At 71.4% G+C, this 20506-nt stretch carries 17 protein-coding genes; 6 read left to right on the forward strand and 11 right to left on the reverse strand.

From position 1 onward, the window contains the following. Positions 1-796 precede the first annotated feature (796 nt). Positions 797-1798: a tryptophan--tRNA ligase gene (trpS, locus tag ACFV9H_RS23300; protein ID WP_385401368.1), complete on the forward strand. Its 1002-nt coding sequence runs from the start codon at positions 797-799 to the stop codon at positions 1796-1798. A 46-nt stretch (positions 1799-1844) separates the two neighbouring features. Here the strand turns inward: trpS and proC are convergent, their stop codons facing one another. From proC to ACFV9H_RS23330, 6 genes are all read right to left on the reverse strand, one after another. Further along, positions 1845-2654 (reverse strand): pyrroline-5-carboxylate reductase, encoded by an 810-nt coding sequence (proC, locus tag ACFV9H_RS23305; protein WP_385401371.1) that lies wholly within the window; start codon positions 2652-2654, stop codon positions 1845-1847. Positions 2655-2788: 134 nt separating this feature from the next. After that, complete coding sequence (locus ACFV9H_RS23310; RefSeq protein ID WP_385401374.1) at positions 2789-3526, reverse strand: ABC transporter permease; 738 nt, start codon at positions 3524-3526, stop codon at positions 2789-2791. Beyond that, a complete protein-coding gene (locus ACFV9H_RS23315) occupies positions 3523-4350 on the reverse strand; it encodes an ABC transporter ATP-binding protein (RefSeq protein ID WP_385401377.1) in 828 nt (275 codons plus the stop codon). Before ACFV9H_RS23315 ends, ACFV9H_RS23310 begins: the two co-directional genes overlap by 4 nt. Positions 4351-4412: 62 nt before the next feature. Next, positions 4413-4967 carry a hypothetical protein gene (locus tag ACFV9H_RS23320; protein WP_385401380.1) on the reverse strand — a complete coding sequence of 185 codons (555 nt, stop codon included), beginning with the start codon at positions 4965-4967 and terminating at the stop codon, positions 4413-4415. A gap of 76 nt (positions 4968-5043) precedes the next feature. Beyond that, positions 5044-5346: a peptidase gene (locus ACFV9H_RS23325; RefSeq protein WP_385401535.1), complete on the reverse strand. Its 303-nt coding sequence runs from the start codon at positions 5344-5346 to the stop codon at positions 5044-5046. Between the two features lie 69 nt (positions 5347-5415). Further along, positions 5416-5718: a peptidase gene (locus ACFV9H_RS23330; RefSeq protein ID WP_385401383.1), complete on the reverse strand. Its 303-nt coding sequence runs from the start codon at positions 5716-5718 to the stop codon at positions 5416-5418. A 105-nt stretch (positions 5719-5823) separates the two neighbouring features. Here ACFV9H_RS23330 and ACFV9H_RS23335 point away from each other — a divergent pair, with 105 nt between their 5' ends. Beyond that, entirely contained in the window at positions 5824-7986 is a 2163-nt protein-coding gene (locus ACFV9H_RS23335) for a PQQ-binding-like beta-propeller repeat protein (protein ID WP_385401385.1), read from the forward strand. A 31-nt stretch (positions 7987-8017) separates the two neighbouring features. Here ACFV9H_RS23335 and ilvD read toward each other — a convergent pair whose 3' ends face one another. From ilvD to ACFV9H_RS23350, 3 genes are all read right to left on the reverse strand, one after another. After that, positions 8018-9868, reverse strand: coding sequence for a dihydroxy-acid dehydratase (gene ilvD / locus ACFV9H_RS23340; RefSeq protein ID WP_385401388.1), 1851 nt, complete (start codon positions 9866-9868; stop codon positions 8018-8020). A gap of 161 nt (positions 9869-10029) precedes the next feature. Beyond that, on the reverse strand, positions 10030-10647 hold the full coding sequence (locus ACFV9H_RS23345; RefSeq protein ID WP_385401390.1) for a TetR family transcriptional regulator: 618 nt from the start codon (positions 10645-10647) through the stop codon (positions 10030-10032). Next, positions 10644-11471, reverse strand: coding sequence for a sugar phosphate isomerase/epimerase family protein (locus ACFV9H_RS23350; protein WP_385401393.1), 828 nt, complete (start codon positions 11469-11471; stop codon positions 10644-10646). The genes ACFV9H_RS23345 and ACFV9H_RS23350 overlap by 4 nt, the downstream gene beginning before the upstream one ends. Positions 11472-11615: 144 nt before the next feature. On the opposite strand from ACFV9H_RS23350, the gene ACFV9H_RS23355 reads away from it, so the two are divergent. Next, entirely contained in the window at positions 11616-12350 is a 735-nt protein-coding gene (locus tag ACFV9H_RS23355) for a DUF899 domain-containing protein (protein ID WP_385401396.1), read from the forward strand. A gap of 600 nt (positions 12351-12950) precedes the next feature. Here the strand turns inward: ACFV9H_RS23355 and ACFV9H_RS23360 are convergent. Continuing rightward, entirely contained in the window at positions 12951-13898 is a 948-nt protein-coding gene (locus ACFV9H_RS23360) for a Ppx/GppA family phosphatase (protein ID WP_385401398.1), read from the reverse strand. A gap of 321 nt (positions 13899-14219) precedes the next feature. Here ACFV9H_RS23360 and ACFV9H_RS23365 point away from each other — a divergent pair, with 321 nt between their 5' ends. Both ACFV9H_RS23365 and ACFV9H_RS23370 read left to right on the forward strand, forming a co-directional pair. Beyond that, positions 14220-16088 carry a transposase gene (locus ACFV9H_RS23365; protein ID WP_385401400.1) on the forward strand — a complete coding sequence of 623 codons (1869 nt, stop codon included), beginning with the start codon at positions 14220-14222 and terminating at the stop codon, positions 16086-16088. Positions 16089-16106: 18 nt separating this feature from the next. Then, on the forward strand, positions 16107-16976 hold the full coding sequence (locus ACFV9H_RS23370) for a hypothetical protein (RefSeq protein ID WP_385401402.1): 870 nt from the start codon (positions 16107-16109) through the stop codon (positions 16974-16976). A gap of 25 nt (positions 16977-17001) precedes the next feature. Here ACFV9H_RS23370 and ACFV9H_RS23375 read toward each other — a convergent pair whose 3' ends face one another. Continuing rightward, the gene (locus tag ACFV9H_RS23375; RefSeq protein WP_385401404.1) at positions 17002-18768 is read right to left on the reverse strand and encodes a hypothetical protein; all 1767 of its coding nucleotides are present in this window, start codon (positions 18766-18768) and stop codon (positions 17002-17004) included. Between the two features lie 158 nt (positions 18769-18926). Here ACFV9H_RS23375 and radA point away from each other — a divergent pair, with 158 nt between their 5' ends. Beyond that, the gene (gene radA, locus ACFV9H_RS23380) at positions 18927-20339 is read left to right on the forward strand and encodes a DNA repair protein RadA (protein WP_385401407.1); all 1413 of its coding nucleotides are present in this window, start codon (positions 18927-18929) and stop codon (positions 20337-20339) included. Positions 20340-20506 lie beyond the last annotated feature (167 nt).

Raw genomic sequence — 20506 nt, forward strand, 5'->3', positions numbered from 1 at the left:
ATCCACCGAAGTGGACGGGGTATCAACTTCTGGCGTTGATTTTTGGCACGCTGTTGAGTTCTCAAGGAACGGACGCTTCCTTTGTACTCACCCTCTCGGGCTTTCCTCCGGGCTTTCGTTCTGCTGTCTTGCGTTTCCGACTCTATCAGACTCTTTCGTGTCCGACTTCCTCGGTGCTTTCCAGGTTTCCGCTTTCGCGTTTCCCTTTCCGGCAGTTCCGACTCTATCAGACTCTTTCGGGCCTGACTCCCAGTCAGTGGGCTTTGCCTTCGGGGCTGTTAGGCCCTTGCGGCGAGTGAGACAGTAGCGGATTCCTTGCCCCCGAACCTAATCGGCGGCTGCGTCCTCGGACGCGGATTCCTCATTCGCAAATACGCATGAAAACGAGACGACGAAGTGCGTCGTTTCGTTCGAATGTGTGGTGCGGGATGGCTGTCCGGGGACCGACCGGGGTCGGCGCTCACTTCGGACAACTCGAAGAACCTTACGGATCCGGCACACCTGTGTCAACCCCCGGCTGACCGGCCGGCGGTGAGCAGCGTGTGAGGGGCGAAACCTCACGACGTCTTCACCTTCTTCCGTCTACGCTCGACCCATGACTACGCATGCGCTCACGCTCAGCCTTCGCTGGTGGGCCGCCTGACGGCGGCCGACCTTCCACGCGAGCACGCATGCGCTCACGGCCGCCGCTACGGCGGCCGTCTTTGTTTCTCCCCTCCCCGGGAGTGGCTCGGTCGCCCGACGCGGTGGCCCCCGCACCACTCACACCGGACAGAGACAGAGGGAGAGACAGGACATGACGACGAGGATCTTCAGCGGGGTCAAGCCGACCGGGCACCTGACGTTGGGGAACTACCTGGGGGCCGTGCGGCAGTGGGTCGCGGCCGAGCAGGAGCCGGACGAGGCGCTGTTCTGCGTCGTGGATCTGCACGCGCTGACCGTCGAGCACGATCCGGCCCGTGTACGCAGGCTGAGCCGGCAGGCGGCGACGCTGTTGCTTGCCGCCGGTCTTTCGCCGGCGAAGTGCACCTTGTTCGTTCAGAGCCACGTCGACGAGCACACGCGGCTGGCGTACCTGTTGGAGTGCACGGCCTCCGACGGGGAGCTGCGGCGGATGATCCAGTACAAGGAGAAGGCGGCGAAGGCGCAGGCGTCCGGGGAGGGCGTACGGCTGTCGTTGCTCACCTATCCCGTGCTGATGGCCGCCGACATCCTGGCGTACGGGACGGAGGATGTGCCCGTAGGGGAGGACCAGCGGCAGCACGTCGAGCTGACACGGGACCTGGCGGTGCGGTTCAACCAGCGGTACGGGCACACCTTCACGGTGCCGAGGGCCACGCATCCGACGGTCGCGGCGCGGGTCATGGACCTGCAGGAGCCGACTTCGAAGATGGGGAAGTCGCACGAGAGCGGGGCCGGGATCGTCTACCTGCTCGACGAGCCGGGGGTCGTACGCAAGAAGGTGATGCGGGCCGTCACCGACAGCGGGGACGGCGGGGTGGTCTACGACCGAGAGTCGCGGCCGGGGGTCGCGAACCTGCTGGACATCCTGGCGGCGTGCTCCGGCGGTGATCCGGCCGTGCTCGCCACCGAGTACAGCGGGTACGGGGCGCTCAAGCGGGACGTCGCCGACGCGGTGGTCGAGATGCTGCGGCCTGTGCGGGAGCAGCACGCCGAGCTTGCGACGGATCCGGCGGAGGTGGAGAAGGTGCTGCGGGAGGGCGCGGGCCGGGCGCGTGAGCTGGCGCGGCCCGTGGTGGACCGGGCCTACCGGGCGATCGGGCTGCTGGAGCCGTGAGGGCCAGGGCCCCCGTCCGTGCGGGGGCCCGTACCCGTGCCCTGCGTCAGCTGTTGCCGGAGGCGAGTTCGCGGCTGCGGTCGCGGGCGGCTTCGAGGGCCGCGATCAGGGCCGCGCGGACGCCGTGCTTCTCCAGCTCGACGATGGCGTTGATGGTCGTACCGGCCGGGGAGGTGACGGCCTCGCGGAGCTTGACCGGGTGCTCGCCGCTGTCGCGGAGCATCACGGCGGCGCCGATGGCGGCCTGGACGATCAGGTCGTGGGCCTGGGCGCGGGGCAGGCCGAGGAGGATGCCTGCGTCGGTCATGGCCTCGACGAGGAAGTAGAAGTACGCGGGTCCGGAGCCGGAGAGGGCGGTGGCCGCGTCCTGCTGGGATTCGGGGACGCGCAGGGTCTTGCCGACGCCGCCGAAGATCTCCTCGGTGTGCGCGAGGTGTTCGGCGGTGGCGTGGCTGCCGGCCGAGATGACGGACATGGCCTCGTCGACGAGGGCGGGGGTGTTCGTCATGACGCGGACGACGGGGGTGCCGGGGGCGAGCCGTTCCTCGAAGAAGGAGGTGGGGATGCCCGCGGCGCCGCTGATGACGAGGCGGTCGGCGGGGACGTGCGGGGCCAGCTCGTCGAGGAGCTTGCCCATGTCCTGCGGCTTGACCGTGAGGATGAGGGTGTCCGCGCGCTTGGCGGCCTCGGCGTTGGAGACGGCCTCGACGCCGTAGCGGGTGCGGAGTTCCTCGGCGCGCTCGGAGCGGCGGGCGGTGACGAGGAGCTTCGAGGCGGGCCAGCCGCCGCGGATCATTCCGCTGAGCAGGGCCTCGCCGATCTTGCCGGTACCGAGGACTGCGACTGTCTGGGTCATGCCCGATCCACCTCGCCGAACTGTTCTTGCGCGTGAGCTACGTATACGTCCTCATCCTTGCACCAGGGCAGGTGGCCGGGCGGAGTTGTCCGGAGTGCGGTCATGCCCTCCGAGCGATCAGGCCCTCCGAGCGATCAAGGGGTGCGGCGGCGGAGGGTGGCCGCGCCGAGGGCGAGTACGAGCAGGGCGCAGGCGGCGACGATCACGGCGTCGCGGACGAAGTCGGCGGTCATGTCGGTGTGGGTGAGGACCTGGGTCATGCCGTCGACGGCGTAGGACATCGGCAGGACGTTCGAGATGCCTTCGAGGACCGGGTGCATGGTGTCGCGGGCCGCGAAGAGGCCGCAGAGGAGCAGCTGGGGGAAGATCACCGCCGGCATGAACTGGACGGCCTGGAACTCGGAGGCGGCGAAGGCGGAGACGAAGAGGCCGAGTGCGGTGCCGAGGAGGGCGTCGAGGAGGGCGACGAGGAGCAGCAGCCAGGGCGAGCCGACGACGTCGAGGCCGAGGAGCCAGAGGGCGAGGCCGGTGGCGAGGAGCGACTGGACGACGGCGACCGCGCCGAAGGCGAGGGCGTAGCCGGCGATGAGGTCGCCCTTGCCCAGCGGCATGGCGAGGAGGCGTTCGAGGGTGCCGGAGGTGCGCTCGCGCAGGGTCGCGATGGACGTCACCAGGAACATGGTGATGAGGGGGAAGATCCCGAGGAGTGACGCGCCGATGCTGTCGAAGGTGCGGGGGCTGCCGTCGAAGACGAAGCGCAGCAGGGTCAGCATCAGTACGGGGACCAGCAGCATCAGCGCGATCGAGCGGGGGTCGTGGCGGAGCTGGCGCAGGACGCGGGCGGCGGTGGCGAGGGTGCGGGCACTGTTCACGGGGTCGACTCCTGGGCGGCGAGTGCGTTGGCTTCGTCGACGAGGTGGAGGAAGCCCTCTTCGACGGTGTCGGAGTGGGTACGGGTGCGCAGTGCGTCGGGGGTGTCCTGGGCGAGGATGCGGCCCTCGCGCATGAGGAGCAGGTCGTGGCAGCGCTCGGCCTCGTCCATGACGTGGGAGGAGACGAGCAGGGTGGCGCCGCGGGTGGCGGCGATGTCGTGGAAGAGGTGCCACAGGTCGCGGCGCAGGACGGGGTCGAGGCCGACGGTGGGTTCGTCGAGGACGAGCAGCTCGGGGGTGCCGAGCAGGGCGACGGCGAGGGAGACCCGGCTGCGCTGGCCGCCGGAGAGGTTGCCGGCGAGGGCGTCGGCGTGGGTGGCGAGGTCGACGTCGGCGATGGCCTGCCGTACGGAGTCGGCGCGGCGCTCTCGCGCCTCCCGGCGGGGGGTACCCCCAGCGGTAGCCGGGGGAGGGTCGAGGATCGCGGCGAAGTAGTCGAGGTTCTGCCGGACGCTGAGGTCGTCGTAGACGGAGGGCGCCTGGGTGACGTAGCCGATCCGGGAGCGGAGCTCGGGGTGGCCGGCGGGGCGGCCGAGGACGTCGAGGGTGCCGGTGACGTGGGCCTGGGTGCCGACGATGGCGCGCATGAGGGTGGATTTTCCGCAGCCGGAGGGGCCGAGGAGGCCGGTGATGCGGCCGCGGGGGACGTCGAAGGCGATGCCGTCGATGACGGTGCGGGGGGCGCGGCCGGTGCCGCGGCGGACGGTGAGGCTGCGGGCCTGCACGGCGGGGGCCGGGACCCTCTCGGGTGAGTTATTCATCATGTGATGAATAATGCTCCTGGCTGTGCCGGGGCGTCAATCGGACGGGTGTCTACTTCTTGCGTCTACTTCTTGCGCTTGGGGCGGCGCGCGGCCGGGTTGCCCGTACGGGAGCTGCGGCGGCGGGCGAATTCGGCCTTGGCACGCTCGTACTCGGTGCGGCGGAGCTTCTCGCCGGGGGCCTCGACGAGGCAGCGGAGGAAGTACGCGATGAGGGAGCCGATGAAACCGATCGTCTTGAGGCCCTTGAGGGCGGCCTCGTCAGAGGACGGGGCGGGGCGGCGGCCGAAGGACTCCCAGGTCTTGGCGAAGGCGATGGAGCTGGCGATCGCGAAGAGGACGACGACGGAGATGCTGAGGAACGGGCCGACGCTGCCGATCTCCAGGCCCTCGTAGGAGAGGCGGAGCAGGAGCGCGGCGGCGACGGCGGTGACCAGCGAACCGACGGCGACACCGGCGCGGCGCAGGGCGTAGCCGCCGTCGTGGTTCACCCAGGTGGTGCCGAAGAACCGGATCGGCTCGGGCTCGGGGCCGGTGGGGACCGGGGCCGGGGACGGGGCCGGGGCCTGCGCGGCCGGCTCGGCGGGGGTGCTCTGGTCTCGCTGGTCGTCGTCGCTCACACCAGCGATTATCCCCCGCCGGGCCGGCCGGGCCGGGTGTGTCTCACGTGGCAGACGGGGTCGCGTGGCTGGTAGGTCAGCCGCAGCGGTTGGCTACGTAGCCGTCGCTGCCCGTCTTCACGTAGGCGTCCGAGACGAACTGGCCGTTGCCGATGCAGTCCCAGATGTCCGTGGTGCCGTACGGGCCCGTGATCGTCGTGCCCGGGCACTGGCAGCGGATCCACACGATGGCGTCGTAGGGCAGGACCTTGACGATCGAGTAGTTGGTGCCCGGTCCACTGCGAACGTTGACGCGGTATCCCGGGGCAACCGGGTACGACTCGAAGCCAACCTCGGCGGCCGCCTCACCGGCCGAGGCCAGGGCGATCGCCGGGACCATAGCGACGACCGAGCCACCGAGGCCGAGCATGCGTCTTCTGCTGATCATTGCGCTCATCCCCCTGGATGGTCAGCCGCAGTGCGCGGCAACGTAGCCGTCACTGCCCGTCTTCACGTAGGCGTCGGAGACGAACTGGCCGTTGCCGATGCAGTCCCAGAGGTTCGTGGTGCCGTACGGGCCCGAGATGGTGGTGCCCTCGCACTGGCAGCGGATCGTGACCCAGGCTCCCAGCGTCAGGACCTTGACCACCGAGTAGTTCGTGCCGGGTCCGCTGCGCACCTTCAGTTGGACGCCGGGTGCGACCGGATAGGACTGGTAGCCCGATTCTCCGGCAAGGCTCTGAACCTCGTTCAGCTCGTTCTCAACCGACATACAGAATCTCCCCCTTGAGCATGACGCTCTGCAACTCGCGCAGGGTAGCAGGCTCTTCCCGATTCATATGAGCCATCGACTAGGCTCCGGCGGGGGTGGTCGGCAGTGCACTCACTGCGCGCGGAAAGGGCCGGGTTTCCGGAATACGCCGGGCAGTACCGGCTGGAATCGGTGCTGGGTTCCGGCGGCATGGGGGTGGTACATCTGGCCACCTCCGACTCCGGGCTGCGGCTCGCGGTCAAGGTCGTACACGCCGAACACGCGGTGGATCCGGAGTTCAGGGCCCGCTTCCGGCAGGAGGTCGCGGCAGCCCGGCGGGTGAGCGGGGCCTTCACCGCTCCCGTCGTGGACGCGGACCCGGATGCCGAACGGCCTTGGATGGCCACCCTCTTCATCGACGCCCCGACACTCGCCGACCGGGTACGGGAGCAGCCGCTCGACGCGGCCGAGGCGGCTCGGCTCGGCGCCGGGCTGGCGGAGGCACTGCGGGACATCCACCGGGTGGGGGTCGTACACCGCGATCTGAAGCCCAGCAACGTCCTGATGGCGCCCGACGGAGTACGGGTCATCGACTTCGGGATCTCGCGGCCGGCCGACAGTGATCTGCGGACCGAGACCGGGAAGCTGATCGGGACGCCGCCCTTCATGGCCCCCGAGCAGTTCCAGCGGCCGAAGGAGGTGGGGCCGGCCGCGGACGTGTTCGCGATGGGCGCCGTACTGGTGCACGCGGTGACCGGGCACGGGCCCTTCGACTCCGACAGCCACTACCTGGTCGCGTACCAGGTGGTGCACAACGAACCCGATCTCGCCGGGGTGCCGCCCGCGCTGGCGCCGATCATCGCCCGCTGCCTGGCGAAGGATCCGGCCGACCGGCCCACGCCGGACGCGCTGCTCCTCGAGCTGCGGGCCGCCGCGTATCCGACCGGCGAGGAGACCCGGGCCTTCATCCCGCAGCCGCGACGGCCGCTGGTTGACGAGTCGAAGCCGGGTGCCGAAGTAAACACCCACCGGCAGGTGCGCCTTCCCTCCGCCGGAACGAAACCAACCCGAAGGACCTGGCGTCTCGCCGCTGCGGCGGTCATCACGGTGCTGCTGACGGCCGGGGCCGCCGGGGCCTACGCACAGTTCGGGTCGACGGGGGGCGACGAGGAACGGACGGCCTCCCATAAGGACGCGCCTGTGCAAGGAGCGGACCTCGCGGCACGCACGCCGTGGTCAGCTGCGGTCGGCGGTCCTGGGCAGGGAAACGCGGTACCGGCCTGTTCGTGGGCGCCCGGCGCCCTCTACTGTTCCGCGCCCGGCCTCCTCGCGGCCCGGCTGAACCCGGCCGACGGCACTGCGAGCTGGTCGGTACCGACGCCGGCCGCGAGCGCCCGTACGCCGGGAGCCACCTCCACCGCGCCCGTCGTGAGCGGCGGCCTGCTGCTCTCCGTGGCGACGGGAAGTGGAGTACTCCAGGCCATGGATCAGGCCACGGGTGCGCTGCGGTGGCACAAGGATCTACCGCCCGGCACGCGGATCGTGCCGTGCGGCCAGAAGGTGTTTATCTTCTCGGATTCCGGGACCGCCACGGCGGTCGATGCGGCAACCGGCAAGGCGGACTGGTCCAAGCGCCTGGGCGGAACGGGGGCCCTTTGGGCCATCGGTCCGGAGCATTCGAACGGCGGTCGCGACCTGTACGTCTCGACGCGCTCCCCTGACGGCTCCTCGTCGCAGATCTCGGCTTTCGATCCGGCGAGCGGCACGCTGCAGTGGCAGCTCCGTGTACCGGGAACGCTCGATCCCCTCGGTGCGGCGCAAGGCGGTCTGTATCTGACGTCAAGCGACGCGCAGGGCATGACAGGCGCAGTCGTGCGCATCGATCTGGGTACGCACGCGGTGCGGCGTACCGCGCTATCGGTCGCGCAGTCGCAGGCCGAGGCCGCCGTCGGACCGGACGGGGTGGTCTACGTCATGGGCGTCTCGGGCGCGCTGGCGGCCGTCGGCCCGGACAAGGAGCTGTGGCGGCTGGAGACGGCCGTGAGCACGGCCTCCCGCCCGGTCGCCGACAACGGGCGCGTGTACCTGATGGCGGCCGACGGGCGACTGATCGCCGTCGACGCCGCGGCCGGACGCCTCGTCGGGCAGACGAACCCGCGCATGGGCAGCGGCAAGGGCACCTACACCGCCACGATCCCCGCCCCCGTCATCGCCGACGGCCGGGTGTTCGGGGCCGCGCCCGACGGGTCCGTGTTCGCCGTGGATGCGGCGAACCCCGCCGGGTGGTGATGCGCCCGGCGGGGTTCCGAGTGGCAGCGGGTCAGCCCAGGCGGGAGACGTCGCGGACCGCGCCCTTGTCGGCGCTGGTGGCCATGGCGGCGTACGCGCGTAGGGCCGCCGAGACCGTGCGCTCGCGGTCCTTCGGGGCGTAGACGCCGCCGAGGGCCTCGTGGCGGGCGGCGAGGGTGGCCTCGTCGACCAGGAGCTCGATCGAGCGGTTCGGGATGTCGATGCGGATCCGGTCGCCGTCCTCCACGACCGCGATGGTGCCGCCCGAGGCCGCCTCCGGGGACGCGTGGCCGATGGAGAGGCCCGAGGTGCCGCCGGAGAAGCGGCCGTCCGTCACCAGGGCGCAGACCTTGCCGAGGCCGCGGCCCTTGAGGAAGGAGGTCGGGTAGAGCATCTCCTGCATGCCGGGACCGCCGCGCGGGCCCTCGTAACGGATGACGACGACGTCGCCCGCCTTGATCTCCTTGCGCAGGATCTTGTCGACGGCCTCGTCCTGCGACTCGCAGACGACCGCCGGGCCCTCGAAGGTCCAGATCGACTCGTCGACGCCGGCGGTCTTGACCACACAACCGTCGACGGCGAGGTTGCCCTTCAGGACGGCGAGGCCGCCGTCCTTGGAGTACGCGTGCTGCACGGAGCGGATGCAGCCGCCCTCGGCGTCGAGGTCGAGGGACTCCCAACGCTCGGACTGGGAGAAGGCGGTGGCGGAGCGCACACAGCCGGGGGCCGCGTGCCACAGCTCCATGGCCACGTCGGAGGCGGTGCCGGAACGGGCGTCCCACTGCGCCAGCCAGTCCTCCAGGTTGGAGGAGTGGACGGAGGTGACGTCCTTGTTGAGCAGACCGCCGCGGTGCAGCTCGCCCAGGATGGCGGGGATGCCGCCGGCCCGGTGGATGTCCTCCATGTAGTACGTGCCGCCCGGCGCCACGTTCGGCGCGACCTTGGCCAGGCACGGGACGCGGCGCGAGACCTCGTCGATGTCCTTGAGGTCGTAGTCCAGGCCCGCCTCCTGCGCGGCGGCGAGGAGATGGAGGATCGTGTTGGTCGAGCCGCCCATCGCGATGTCGAGGGCCATGGCGTTCTCGAAGGCCTGACGGGAGGCGATGCTGCGGGGCAGGACCGAGTAGTCGTCCTGCTCGTAGTGGCGCTTGGTGATCTCGACGATGGTGCGGCCGGCGTCCTCGTACAGGGCGCGGCGGGCGGTGTGCGTGGCGAGGACCGAGCCGTTGCCGGGGAGGGCCAGGCCGATGGCCTCGGCGAGGCAGTTCATCGAGTTGGCGGTGAACATGCCGGAACACGAGCCGCAGGTCGGACAGGCGTTCTCCTCGATCCGCAGCACGTCCTCGTCGGAGACGTTCTCGTTGGAGGCGTCGACCATCGCGTCGATCAGGTCGAGCTTGCGGACGGTGCCGTCGACGAGCGTGGCCTGACCGGCCTCCATCGGACCGCCGGAGACGAACACGACGGGGATGTTGAGGCGCATGGCGGCCATCAGCATGCCGGGCGTGATCTTGTCGCAGTTGGAGATGCAGATCAGCGCGTCCGCGCAGTGCGCCTCGACCATGTACTCCACGCTGTCCGCGATCAGGTCGCGGGAGGGCAGGGAGTAGAGCATGCCGGCGTGGCCCATGGCGATGCCGTCGTCGACCGCGATCGTGTTGAACTCGCGGGGGATGGCGCCGGCGGCCCGGATCGCGTCGGAGACGATCCGACCGACAGGGGCGAGGTGGGTGTGGCCGGGCACGAACTCGGTGAAGGAGTTGGCGACCGCGATGATCGGCTTGCCGATGTCCTCGCTCGCTACGCCCGACGCACGCATAAGGGCGCGTGCGCCCGCCATGTTGCGGCCGTGGGTGACGGTGCGGGACCTCAGCTCGGGCATGCGGTTCACTCCCCATGAGTGCGGCTGTACGGTCAGCCGCGACTGCGGATATGGCTCAGCTACGAGGCTACGCCCACCGCCCGCGATCCGGACAGCCCGTCCGGATCCCGGGACGCGAGGGTCACTCTGCGGTCACTCGCTCACACCTCACACCTCACACCTCACGCCTCGGTGAGGTACCGCTGCAGCGTGGGCGCCACGAGGACCACGATGGCCTCCGGATCCGCCGACGCCAGCGGCTCGACCTGGACCACGTACCGCAGGATCGCGATGCCGACCATGTGCGAGGCGGCCAGCTCCGCGCGGAAGGTCGGGTCGGGGACGTCCAGCTCGACGGCGACCCGCTCCAGCACCCGGCGCAGCACCAACCCGCGCAGCACCTTCGCGGCGGCCTCGTGCGTCAGGGCCGACCTGATGACGGCGAGCAGCGGAACCCGCGTGACCGGGTTCTCCCACACGCCCAGGAAATAGCGGGCGAGCCGTTCCCCGATGCCGTCCGGGCCCTCGCCGAGGATCGCCGGGACCACCAGGGCGGGCTCCATGCTCACCTCGATGGCGGCGGCGAAGAGGTCGTCCTTGCTGCCGAAGTAGTGGTGCACCAGGGCCGGGTCCACACCGGCCACCTTCGCGATGCCGCGCACGGACGTCTTGTCGTACCCGCGCTCCGCGAACACCTCCCGGGCGGCGAGCCGGATGCGCTCCTGGGTGCCGGGCCCGTCGTCGGCCTCGTCCTGCCGGGGCCGACCGGGACCGCGCCGCCGCTTCACCGGCTCGCTCACGGCCGCCGGGCCTCGTGCCGGTACGAGGTGGCGAGGTGCAGACGCGTGAAGGCCAGCGCCTCGGCGAGATCGGCCTCCCGCTCGGCGGAGGACATGGCCCGCCGCGTATTCACCTCGATCACCACATGGCCGTCGAACGACGTCCGGGCGAGCCGCTCCAGCAGCTCCGCGCAGGGCTGTGTCCCCCGCCCCGGAACCAGGTGCTCGTCCTTCGCCGAACCGTTTCCGTCGGCGAGGTGGACGTGCGCCAGCCGATCGCCCATCCGGTCGATCATCGCGGTGGCGTCCGTACGGGCGGTCGCGGTGTGCGAAAGATCAACGGTGAAGTGCCGGTAGTCGTCCTTGGTGACGTCCCACTCGGGCGCGTAGGCGAGCATCTCGCGATCCCGATACCGCCACGGATACATGTTCTCGACGGCGAACCGGACATCGGTCTCGTCGGCCATCCGCCAGATCCCGGCGACGAACTCGCGCGAGTACTGCCGCTGCCACCGGAACGGCGGATGCACGACGACGGTCGACGCCCCCAGCCGCTCGGCCGCGGCCTGGGCCCGCTGCAGCTTCGTCCACGGATCCGTCGACCACACCCGCTGGGTGATCAGCAGGCAGGGAGCGTGCACGGCGAGGATCGGCACCTGATGCCGCTCGGACAGCCGCCGCAGGGCATCCACGTCCTGGCTGACCGGGTCCGTCCAGACCATGACCTCGACGCCGTCGTAACCGAGGCGCGCGGCGATCTCGAAGGCGGTCGCCGTGGACTCCGGATATACGGAGGCGGTGGAAAGGGCGACTTTCGCGGTCGGGACACGGACTGGTTCTGCCACGGAGACAGGGTACGGGGCGAACCGGTCACGGGTCGGGTCGCTTCCCCCCACCCCGGGGGGAGGCGGTCGAACGCCGACGATGTGGGCCCGACACCGCGCGCGTACGGTGGAAGTACGGCCGCTCCCCCACAGGAGGGAAAGGCAATGCCCGAGCACAAGGTCGGCACACAGGAGGAATTCGAGGCGGCCCGCCAAGAGCTGCTCGTGGAGGAGAAGAAACTCACCCGCCGCGGCGACGAACTCGCGCGGAAGCGGCGCGAGCTTCCCTGGGTACCGGTCGAAAAGGACTACGCCTTCGAGACCGAGCACGGCCGCAAATCCCTCGCGGACCTCTTCGACGGGCGCTCGCAGCTGCTCGTCTACCACTTCATGTTCGGCCCGCCGTACGAGGCCGGATGCCCGGTCTGCTCCTCGATCGCGGACACCCTCAACCCCAACGCGATCCACCTCAAGGCCCGCGACGTGACGCTGATCTGCTCCTCCCGCGCCCCACTCGACAAACTCCTCTCCTACCGGAAGCGGATGGGCTGGAGCTTCGACTGGGTCTCCCCCGTCGGCAGCGACTTCCACCGCGACCTCGGGTTCATGTACACGGAGGAGGAGCTGAGGCCGTTCCTGGACGGCGAGATCCCACCGATCGTGAGTCAGATGGCGAAGGCGTCCGGCACGGACGTACTCGGCTACGTCACCGAGGGGCCCGGGCTGAGCTCCTACGCGCGATCGGACGGCACCGTCTACCGGACGTACGTCACCACCGCACGCGGCCTCGAACCCGCGATGGCCTACTACGGCCTCCTCGACCGCACACCGCTGGGCCGCCAGGAAGACGGCGCGCAGACCTTCTGGCTACGCCGCCACGACGAGTACGGCAGGACCTGAGAGGTCGCCCCGAACCCCGAACCCCGAACTCGGATCGTGGACGGCCCATCTCAATGACCAACCCCAGACGACCGTCGGACGCCGTCATCGAGAAGCGCGTAGCGATCTGACGCGCCCACCCTCCCCCGACGGGCCTGTGGTCGCTGCTTGGGGAAGGTTGGCCGCCTCCCTGCCCCGAAAGCGCGGTGGAAGGGCCCGGGCTCGGGCCTGGCCCCTCCCCAGACGGCCCGGACGTCCCTGACCGCCCCGTCCTTGATCCTCGGACCGGCCCGTTCTTTTGGGGGTTTCCCGGCAGTCTCTTGTCTTTCCGGGGCGGGACGGTCTGTCAAGGGCGGCCGCAGGCCGTCGCGCAGCGACGCGACCGAAGGGAGCGCCCTTGACAGGCCGGCCCGACACGGAAGGACTATGGGACTGACGGGAAACCCCCAAGACCTCTCTGATTCCGCCCAGGTCGGACCCCGCCACCGAAGCCCCCGCCGCACAGGAAATCCGGGCCCGCTCCCCACCCCCGCCGCGGTGGGTGGGCAACCACCGGCCTCGCGCATGCCCCGAGGGGGAAAAAGTCCCGCACGCGCGTGGACCCGTACCCCCCCGCTCCCCCTACACCGCCGGAGCCCCCTGCGTCGGCAGGTGGTCCAGTCTGCGGAGGATCACGCCCTCGCGGAGGGCCCACGGGCAGATTTCCAGGGTTTCGACGCCGAAGAGGTCCATCGCGCCCTCCGCCACCAGCGCGCCCGCCAGGAGCTGGTTCGCGCGGCCCTCCGAGACGCCCGGGAGGGCGGAGCGCTGGGACGTGGTCATCGCCGCCAGGCGGGGGACCCACTCCTCCAGGGACTTGCGGGTCAGGTCGCGCTGTACGTACAGGCCGTCCCCCGAGCGGGCCGCGCCCGCGATGCGGGCCAGCTGCTTGAAGGTCTTCGAGGTCGCCACGACGTGGTCCGGGGCGCCGAAGCGGCTGAACTCGCCGACCGTCCGGGCGATCTCCGCCCGCACGTGCCTGCGCAGGGAGCGGACGTCCAGGGCGTCCGGCGGGTCGCCCGGGAGCCAGGCCGTGGTGAGGCGGCCGGCGCCCAGGGGGAGGGAGACGGCCGCGTCCGGGTCCTCGTCGATGCCGTACGCGATCTCCAGGGAGCCGCCGCCGATGTCGAGGACCAGCAGCTTCCCCGCCGACCAGCCGAACCAGCGGCGGGCCGCGAGGAAGGTCAGCCGGGCCTCGTCGTCGCCGCTGAGGACCGGGAGCTCGATGCCGGTCTCGGCCTTCACCCGCGCCAAGACCTCGTCCGCGTTCGTGGCCTCGCGCACGGCGCTCGTCGCGAACGGGAGGACGTCCTCGCACCCCTTGTCCTCGGCGGCCTGCACCGCGTCGGCGATGACGGAAATCAGCCGCTCGACGCCCTCGGGAGTTATTGCGCCGCCCTCGTCGAGCAGCTCCGCCAGCCGCATCTCCACCTTGTGCGAGTGCGCCGGCAGCGGGCGCGCGCCGGGGTGCGCGTCCACCACCAGCAGGTGGACCGTGTTCGAACCCACATCCAGGACACCGAGTCTCATAGGGGGAAACGCTACTGCGACGAACGCGTGGGGGTTGCGTAAGGGCCTTGGCTTTCGCACTTCCTCACGCCATCCGTAGTGATCGAGGTGTGTTCTCGTCGTTCTGTCCGTCGCCGATGGGCACCGTACGGAGGTTCGCGGCTCGAATGCGTGACCTTTCACGCGGAGTGTCGTTGATCGGATGACAGGAGCGGGAGCCGGGGGTGGACAGTGAGTCGGAAGGTGCCACTTGCCGAGGGCGAAACCGCCCGGACCGCCTGTGCTCGTGGTCTTTGGCGGTCAGCGGTGGATCAGGCGAGCAGTGAGCTTCTGCCCTCATCCGTGCTGGCGAAGCGGGTCGGCTGGTGCGCCGATCTGGTGGCCGGCATGGTCAGCGGCCTCCTGGCCGCGCACTGGAACGCCAGAGACGTGGACGTGCTTGCGTCCGGTGAGGACTACGGGGGCAGGAGGCTCCCGTCGAATGCATGGATGGCTCTGCGCCGCTTGGGCTGGGCCGTCGCGCCTCCTGAAGGGATCCGGGTCAACGACCGGATCCTGCGCATGGCACAGGAGCAGGTCGGGTCTGTCCTGCGCTCGGCGAAGTGGCGTGCCGACATCACCGCCGGAGTCATCGCGACCTGGCCGGCCAACCCCGCCCGGCGCACGGCCCAGGAGTGGGATGCGGTGCGCGGGGCGGTGCAGGGTGGGGCCCATCTGCCATCCAGCGTCATCAAGGGCCGCACCCGGCAGGTCGCCACGTTCCTCAAGCAGCATGACGCGATGCCCGCCGATCTTTTCGATGTGGAGAGCGAGCCCGGGGCAGCGAGGATGCTGCTTCTGTCCGCCTGTGACAGGCAGCAAGCCACCATCGAACGGGCACCGGAGACAGGCCGTGCACTGCTGCGGTTGCAGCTTCCGACGTGCCCGGATCCGCAGTCGTACCGGGACTGGACCTGGGTGGCGTGCCCCATAACGCTCCCGCCGACGATCCCTGCGGGCGCGGTCCTGCACCTGCCCACCCTCCGCCCGCACCAAGGCCGCGTCCACGCCGATCTCGCCTACACCCACGCCGTACCGAAAGCGACCCCCAGCGGGCACAAGATCGCGCTCGGCGTGGACTGGGGCCTGAACACCCTGCTCAGCGCAGGAGCCGCCCTGCTCCACGACGACGAACGGATCACCGCCCTCGGGTCTGGGGGCATGTTCCGCGCCACAGGAGTACTCGCCAAGCAGCACCGCTTGCGCCGCTTGTCGGAGCATCTGCACGCCAAGGCCGACCACTACCAGCGACTCATTGCCGGAGACGAGCACCACCCTCTGGCCACCAGGCACGCCGCCTTGAGCGATGAGATCGCATGCGTGTCCGCGCGCCGGTCGCACCTGAACGACGCATTGGCCTGGGCCGCCGCCCGATGGGCAGTCGACCAGGCCATCGCCGCCGGGGCGGGTGTCATCTACGTCGAAGACCTCCGCAGCATGGAAGCCCGCGGCATGGGCCGCACGGTCAACACGCGCCTCTCCCAGCAGGTGCGCGGGCAGATCGTCGACCACATGAGACACCTGGCCGCCGAGACGGGCACCGCCGTCGTCACCGTCCCGGCGCGCAGCACCTCCAGGCACTGCCCGCGATGCCTGACCCCGCTGCGGCACCGCAAAGCACCCGACAGGCCCACCACACCCGGCTGGAAATGGGCCATCTGCCCGAATGCCGACTGCGGCTGGCAGGGCGACCGCGACCAGGGCGCCTGGCAGCGCATCGCGTCCCGCGGACTCACCCACCAGACCAAGACCGTCACCGACCGCACCACAGGCGCCATGACCATCCGCACGGTCGTGGACACACTCGAAGCGACGGCAGTCATCACGCCGACCACGCCCAATACCAGCCGGCAGGACCGGTCCAAGACCGGGCCCACCCGGCAACAGGCAGCACGCCCCGCGCCCAGGCGACGCAGGGCACCCTCCCCCACCAGTCCGCAAGGACCGGCGGGAAAGCGTCCGGAGGGACACGCTCACACGGACCGGAGACGGCTGCCCCGCGCAGCCCACCGGCACCAGGACGTGACAACGATCAGTACATCCCCCACCAGCCGACACCGGCCACGAGGAGCAGCGTTGGGGGCCGGATTCCACCTCCACGCCCACGCCAGCCACCCACGGTGGGAGATCCCGACCCCAGACACAGGTCTGACAACGGGATCACTCGGTTGATCTGAGACGCTTGTGTTTGTGCCAAATACGAAGAAGGCCAGCAAGACCCGGTCGAAGAAGGACACGGGCAAGGACACGGGCAAGGGCAAGAGCAACAGCAAGGGCAAGGCCATGAGCAGCCCCAAGGACGAGAACGCCGTCGTCGCCGACGAGAAGGGCCTGGACTTCCCCCGGGCCTGGGTGGAGTTCCCCGACCCGGCCGACGAGGAGCAGGTCTTCCGCTGCGACCTGACCTGGCTGACCTCCCGCTGGACCTGCATCTTCGGCAGTGGCTGTCAGGGCATCCAGGCGGGCCGGGCGGACGACGGCTGCTGCACGCTCGGGGCGCACTTCTCCGACGAGGACGACGAGAAGCGCGTCGCCACGCACGTGGCACGGCTGACGCCGGAGCTGTGGCAGTTCCACGACGTCGGCAGCGAGACCGGCTGGACGCAGTTCGACGACGACGGGGAGAAGCAGACCCGCCGCTGGGACGGCGCCTGCATCTTCCTGAACCGGCCCGGTTTCGCGGCCGGGGCCGGCTGCTCGCTGCACATCCTCGCCGTGCGGGAGGGCAAGGAGCCGCTGGAGACCAAGCCGGACGTGTGCTGGCAGCTGCCGATCCGCCGTACGTACGACTGGATCGACCGGCCCGACGACACGCGCGTGCTCCAGGTGTCGATCGGCGAGTACGACCGCCGCGGCTGGGGCCCGGGCGGCCACGACCTGCACTGGTGGTGCACGTCGGCCACGTCCGCGCACGGCGCCGGCAAGCCGGTGTACGAGTCGTACAAGGCGGAGCTGACGGAGCTGATGGGCAAGGAGGGCTACGAGGCTCTCGTGGTGCTGTGCGAGGCGCGGCTGTCCTCGCTGCTGCCGATGGCTCCGCACCCGGCCGACCCGGTCTAGCCCGGCCCGATCCAGCCCGGCCCGGTCACGGCGACGGCTCCGGTCCCGGGTCGGGGGAAACCGTTCCGCCTGGGACCGTCGCGGTCGCGGTGGGCGTGGGCGTCGGGGACCCCGGCGGGGTCTCGGACGGCGTGGGAGTGGGAGTCGGCGTAGGGGTCGGCGTGGGTGTGGGCGTCGGCTGCGGGGTCTGGGACGGCGTGGGCGTCGGGGTCGGCGTCGGCTGTGGCGCCGGGCGGCCCCGGCCCTGGATGGAGACCACGGTGCCGCCCGGGTCCACGCCCACCCGGGCCGTCCACGCGCCCACGGGCTGGGCCTCCGGGTCCACGGCGATGGTCAGGGTGACCGATTCTCCGGGGGCCAGGGTGCCCGCCGTCCGGCTCGCGCGCAGCCAGGGCGCGTCGGACCAGAGCCGCCAATCCACCGGGGCGCCGCCGGAGGCGGTGAGGGTGAGCAGGGTCGTGGTGCCGTGCGAGGACGCTGCCACGGTGAGCCGGCCGGGGGCGCCGGCCCGGTCCGCGGCGGGGGCGCCGGTGCTGATCACCTCGACGGAGACGTCGGGGTCCGCGCTGTCCGGGGCGAACCCGGGGCTGCCGGTGGTGGTGGCGGTGTTCCCCGTGTTCTCGTACGCGGTCAGCGGGCGGCCGTCGGTGCGCGCCGTCGGGAGCTCCGACTCGCTCGCGGAGATCCGCGCGGCGGCGCCGCCGACGGGCTCTCCCGTACTGGGCGCGCCGCGGTAGGCCGCCCACAGCGCGAGGACCGGGGCCGCGACGACGGTGGCGACCACGGTGGTGGTCACGGCGCGGGCGCGGAACCGGTCGCGGCGGGCCGCGCGGTCCTTGGGGTCCATCGGGAAGCCGGTGCGGTCGAAGCGCGGGCCCGGGCCGCGGCCCCGGCCGGCGCGGCCGGCGCGGAGCATCGCGGCGTGGACGGCGGTGCGGGGCGCCGGGATGAGCGGGAGCCCGACCGGGTCGATGCCGCCGGAGCCGGGCCAGGGGGCGGCGGCGCCCACGCGTTCGGCGACGCGGCGGCAGCGCGGGCAGTCGTCCACGTGGCGTACGAGCTCGGCGCGCAGGCTGCTGGAGAGGAGCACGCCGCCGCACTCGCCCCCGCTGCCGTCGTCGCCGGTGAGGCGGGAGACGGCCGGGCAGCTGCCGGTCTCGACGACGGCGAGGGCGGCGCGGGTGCGTTCCACCTCGCAGGCGGCGCCGGTCAGCAGCTCGCGGGCGGCCGCGGGGGGTGTGCCGAGGACGGCGGCGAGTTCGGTGACGCCGAGGCGGTGGCGGACGGCGAGTTCGAGGGCCTCTCGCTGTTCGGGCGTGGTCCCGGCCGCCTCGGGCCAGGCGAGCCGGGCCAGCTCGGTACGGCGGTAGGCGCTCACGTCAAGCGGGCGGTGGGCGGCGGGCGCGGTGGTTGCGCCGCGTTCACCACCCGGCGCACGGCCGTGATCGGTGTGCTCCGGCGCACGCCGGGTGGAATGTGCGCCCTGCCTCGCGCGCCGCTGGTGCGCGAGCCGGCGCAGGCAGCCCCAGCGGGCGAGGGCGTACAGCCAGGCCCGCCGATCCCCCTCGTCGGGACATCGGCCTGGGTGCCGCTCGGCCACGGCGAGGACGTCGCCGAGCACGTCGGTGGCGGTGTCGTGGTCGCACAGCACGGAGAGGCAGTACGTGAACAGGCCGTCCAGGTAGGGCTCGTGCCGGAAGGGCGGCGGCTGCTCCCCTTCGATGGGGGCGCGCCCGTGCGCCCGGTGTGCGCCGGTGCGCGGTGAGGGGTGTGCCTGGCTGCTGCTGTTCACCTGGCGACCGTAGGCGGCGCGCCGGTGGCGCCCCGGAAGCCTTCAGCACATTTAGCCCTTACGGGTGAACAGATCGGTACCGCACTGACGGCGGCCCTGACGGCTTCGGGCCCTCGCGCGCAGCTTCGCTGTCGGTGGGGGCGGCTACGGTGGGGCGCATGGCTGCCCGCACTGCTCGTTCATCCGCCAAGGACCGGCCGTCCTACCGCTGCACCGACTGCGGCTGGACGACCGCGAAATGGCTCGGGCGGTGCCCCGAGTGCCAGGCGTGGGGGACCGTCGAGGAGATGGGCGCGCCCGCCGTACGGACCACCGCCGCCGGGCGGGTGTCGACGGCCGCCGTGCCGATCGGGCAGGTGGACGGGCGGACGGCGACCGCGCGCAGCACCGGCGTGGACGAGCTGGATCGCGTCCTCGGCGGCGGGCTCGTGCCCGGCGCCGTCGTGCTGCTCGCCGGGGAGCCCGGCGTCGGCAAGTCGACGCTGCTCCTGGACGTCGCGGCGAAGGCGGCCAGCGACGAGCACCGCACGCTGTACGTCACGGGCGAGGAGTCCGCGAGCCAGGTGCGGCTGCGCGCCGACCGGATCAACGCGCTGAGCGACCACCTCTACCTGGCCGCCGAGACCGACCTGTCCGCCGTGCTCGGGCACCTGGACGCGGTGAAGCCGTCCCTTCTCATCCTGGACTCCGTACAGACCGTCGCGTCCCCCGAGATCGACGGCGCGCCCGGCGGCATGGCCCAGGTCCGCGAGGTGGCCGGCGCACTGATCCGGGCCTCCAAGGAACGCGGCATGTCCACCCTCCTCGTGGGCCACGTGACCAAGGAGGGGGCCATCGCCGGCCCCCGGCTGCTGGAGCACCTGGTCGACGTGGTGCTGAGCTTCGAGGGCGACCGGCACGCCCGGCTCCGGCTCGTGCGCGGGGTCAAGAACCGCTACGGCGCCACCGACGAGGTCGGCTGCTTCGAGCTGCACGACGAGGGGATCACCGGGCTGGCCGACCCGAGCGGGCTGTTCCTGACCCGCCGCGCCGAGGCCGTGCCCGGCACCTGCCTGACCGTCACCCTGGAGGGCAAGCGCCCGCTGGTCGCCGAGGTGCAGGCGCTCACGGTGGACTCGCAGATCCCCTCCCCCCGGCGCACCACCTCCGGTCTGGAGACCTCGCGCGTCTCGATGATGCTGGCGGTGCTGGAGCAGCGCGGCCGGATCACCGCGCTCGGCAAGCGCGACATCTACAGCGCGACCGTCGGCGGCGTGAAGCTCACGGAGCCGGCCGCCGACCTGGCGATCGCGCTCGCCCTGGCCTCCGCCGCCAGTGACGTCCCGCTCCCGAAGAACCTGGTGGCCATCGGAGAGGTCGGGCTGGCGGGCGAGGTGCGGCGCGTGACCGGCGTACAGCGGCGGCTCGCGGAGGCGCACCGGCTCGGGTTCACGCACGCGCTGGTGCCGGCCGATCCGGGGAAGGTGCCGGCCGGGATGAAGGTCATCGAGGTGGCCGACATGGGCGATGCGCTACGCGTCCTGCCGCGCGGGCGGTCCCGTACGCCTGCCAAGGAGCGGGCCGAGGGCTGAAGACCGCCGAGGGCTGACGGCCGCCGAGGGCTGACGGCCGCCGACGGCCGCCGACGACTGACGGCCGCCTACGGCCGAAGCCGCCGACGATCTCCGGCTGACGGGCCAAGCCCCTGGTCAGGGGGTCCGTCCGGGGTGCTCCCGGGTCGTACCTGGCCAAGCCACGG

The organism is Streptomyces sp. NPDC059874 (genome assembly GCF_042731135.1).
Lineage (GTDB): Bacteria > Actinomycetota > Actinomycetes > Streptomycetales > Streptomycetaceae > Streptomyces.

Bases quoted from the DNA above. Each gene is read 5' to 3' on its own strand.
- trpS (WP_385401368.1), top strand. From the start codon at position 797: ATGACGACGAGGATCTTCAGCGGGGTCAAGCCGACCGGGCACCTGACG.
- ilvD (WP_385401388.1), bottom strand. From the start codon at position 9,868: ATGCCCGAGCTGAGGTCCCGCACCGTCACCCACGGCCGCAACATGGCG.
- ACFV9H_RS23360 (WP_385401398.1), bottom strand. From the start codon at position 13,898: ATGAGACTCGGTGTCCTGGATGTGGGTTCGAACACGGTCCACCTGCTG.
- ACFV9H_RS23325 (WP_385401535.1), bottom strand. From the start codon at position 5,346: ATGGTCCCGGCGATCGCCCTGGCCTCGGCCGGTGAGGCGGCCGCCGAG.
- proC (WP_385401371.1), bottom strand. From the start codon at position 2,654: ATGACCCAGACAGTCGCAGTCCTCGGTACCGGCAAGATCGGCGAGGCC.
- radA (WP_385401407.1), top strand. From the start codon at position 18,927: ATGGCTGCCCGCACTGCTCGTTCATCCGCCAAGGACCGGCCGTCCTAC.
- ACFV9H_RS23315 (WP_385401377.1), bottom strand. From the start codon at position 4,350: ATGATGAATAACTCACCCGAGAGGGTCCCGGCCCCCGCCGTGCAGGCC.
- ACFV9H_RS23330 (WP_385401383.1), bottom strand. From the start codon at position 5,718: ATGTCGGTTGAGAACGAGCTGAACGAGGTTCAGAGCCTTGCCGGAGAA.
- ACFV9H_RS23355 (WP_385401396.1), top strand. From the start codon at position 11,616: ATGCCCGAGCACAAGGTCGGCACACAGGAGGAATTCGAGGCGGCCCGC.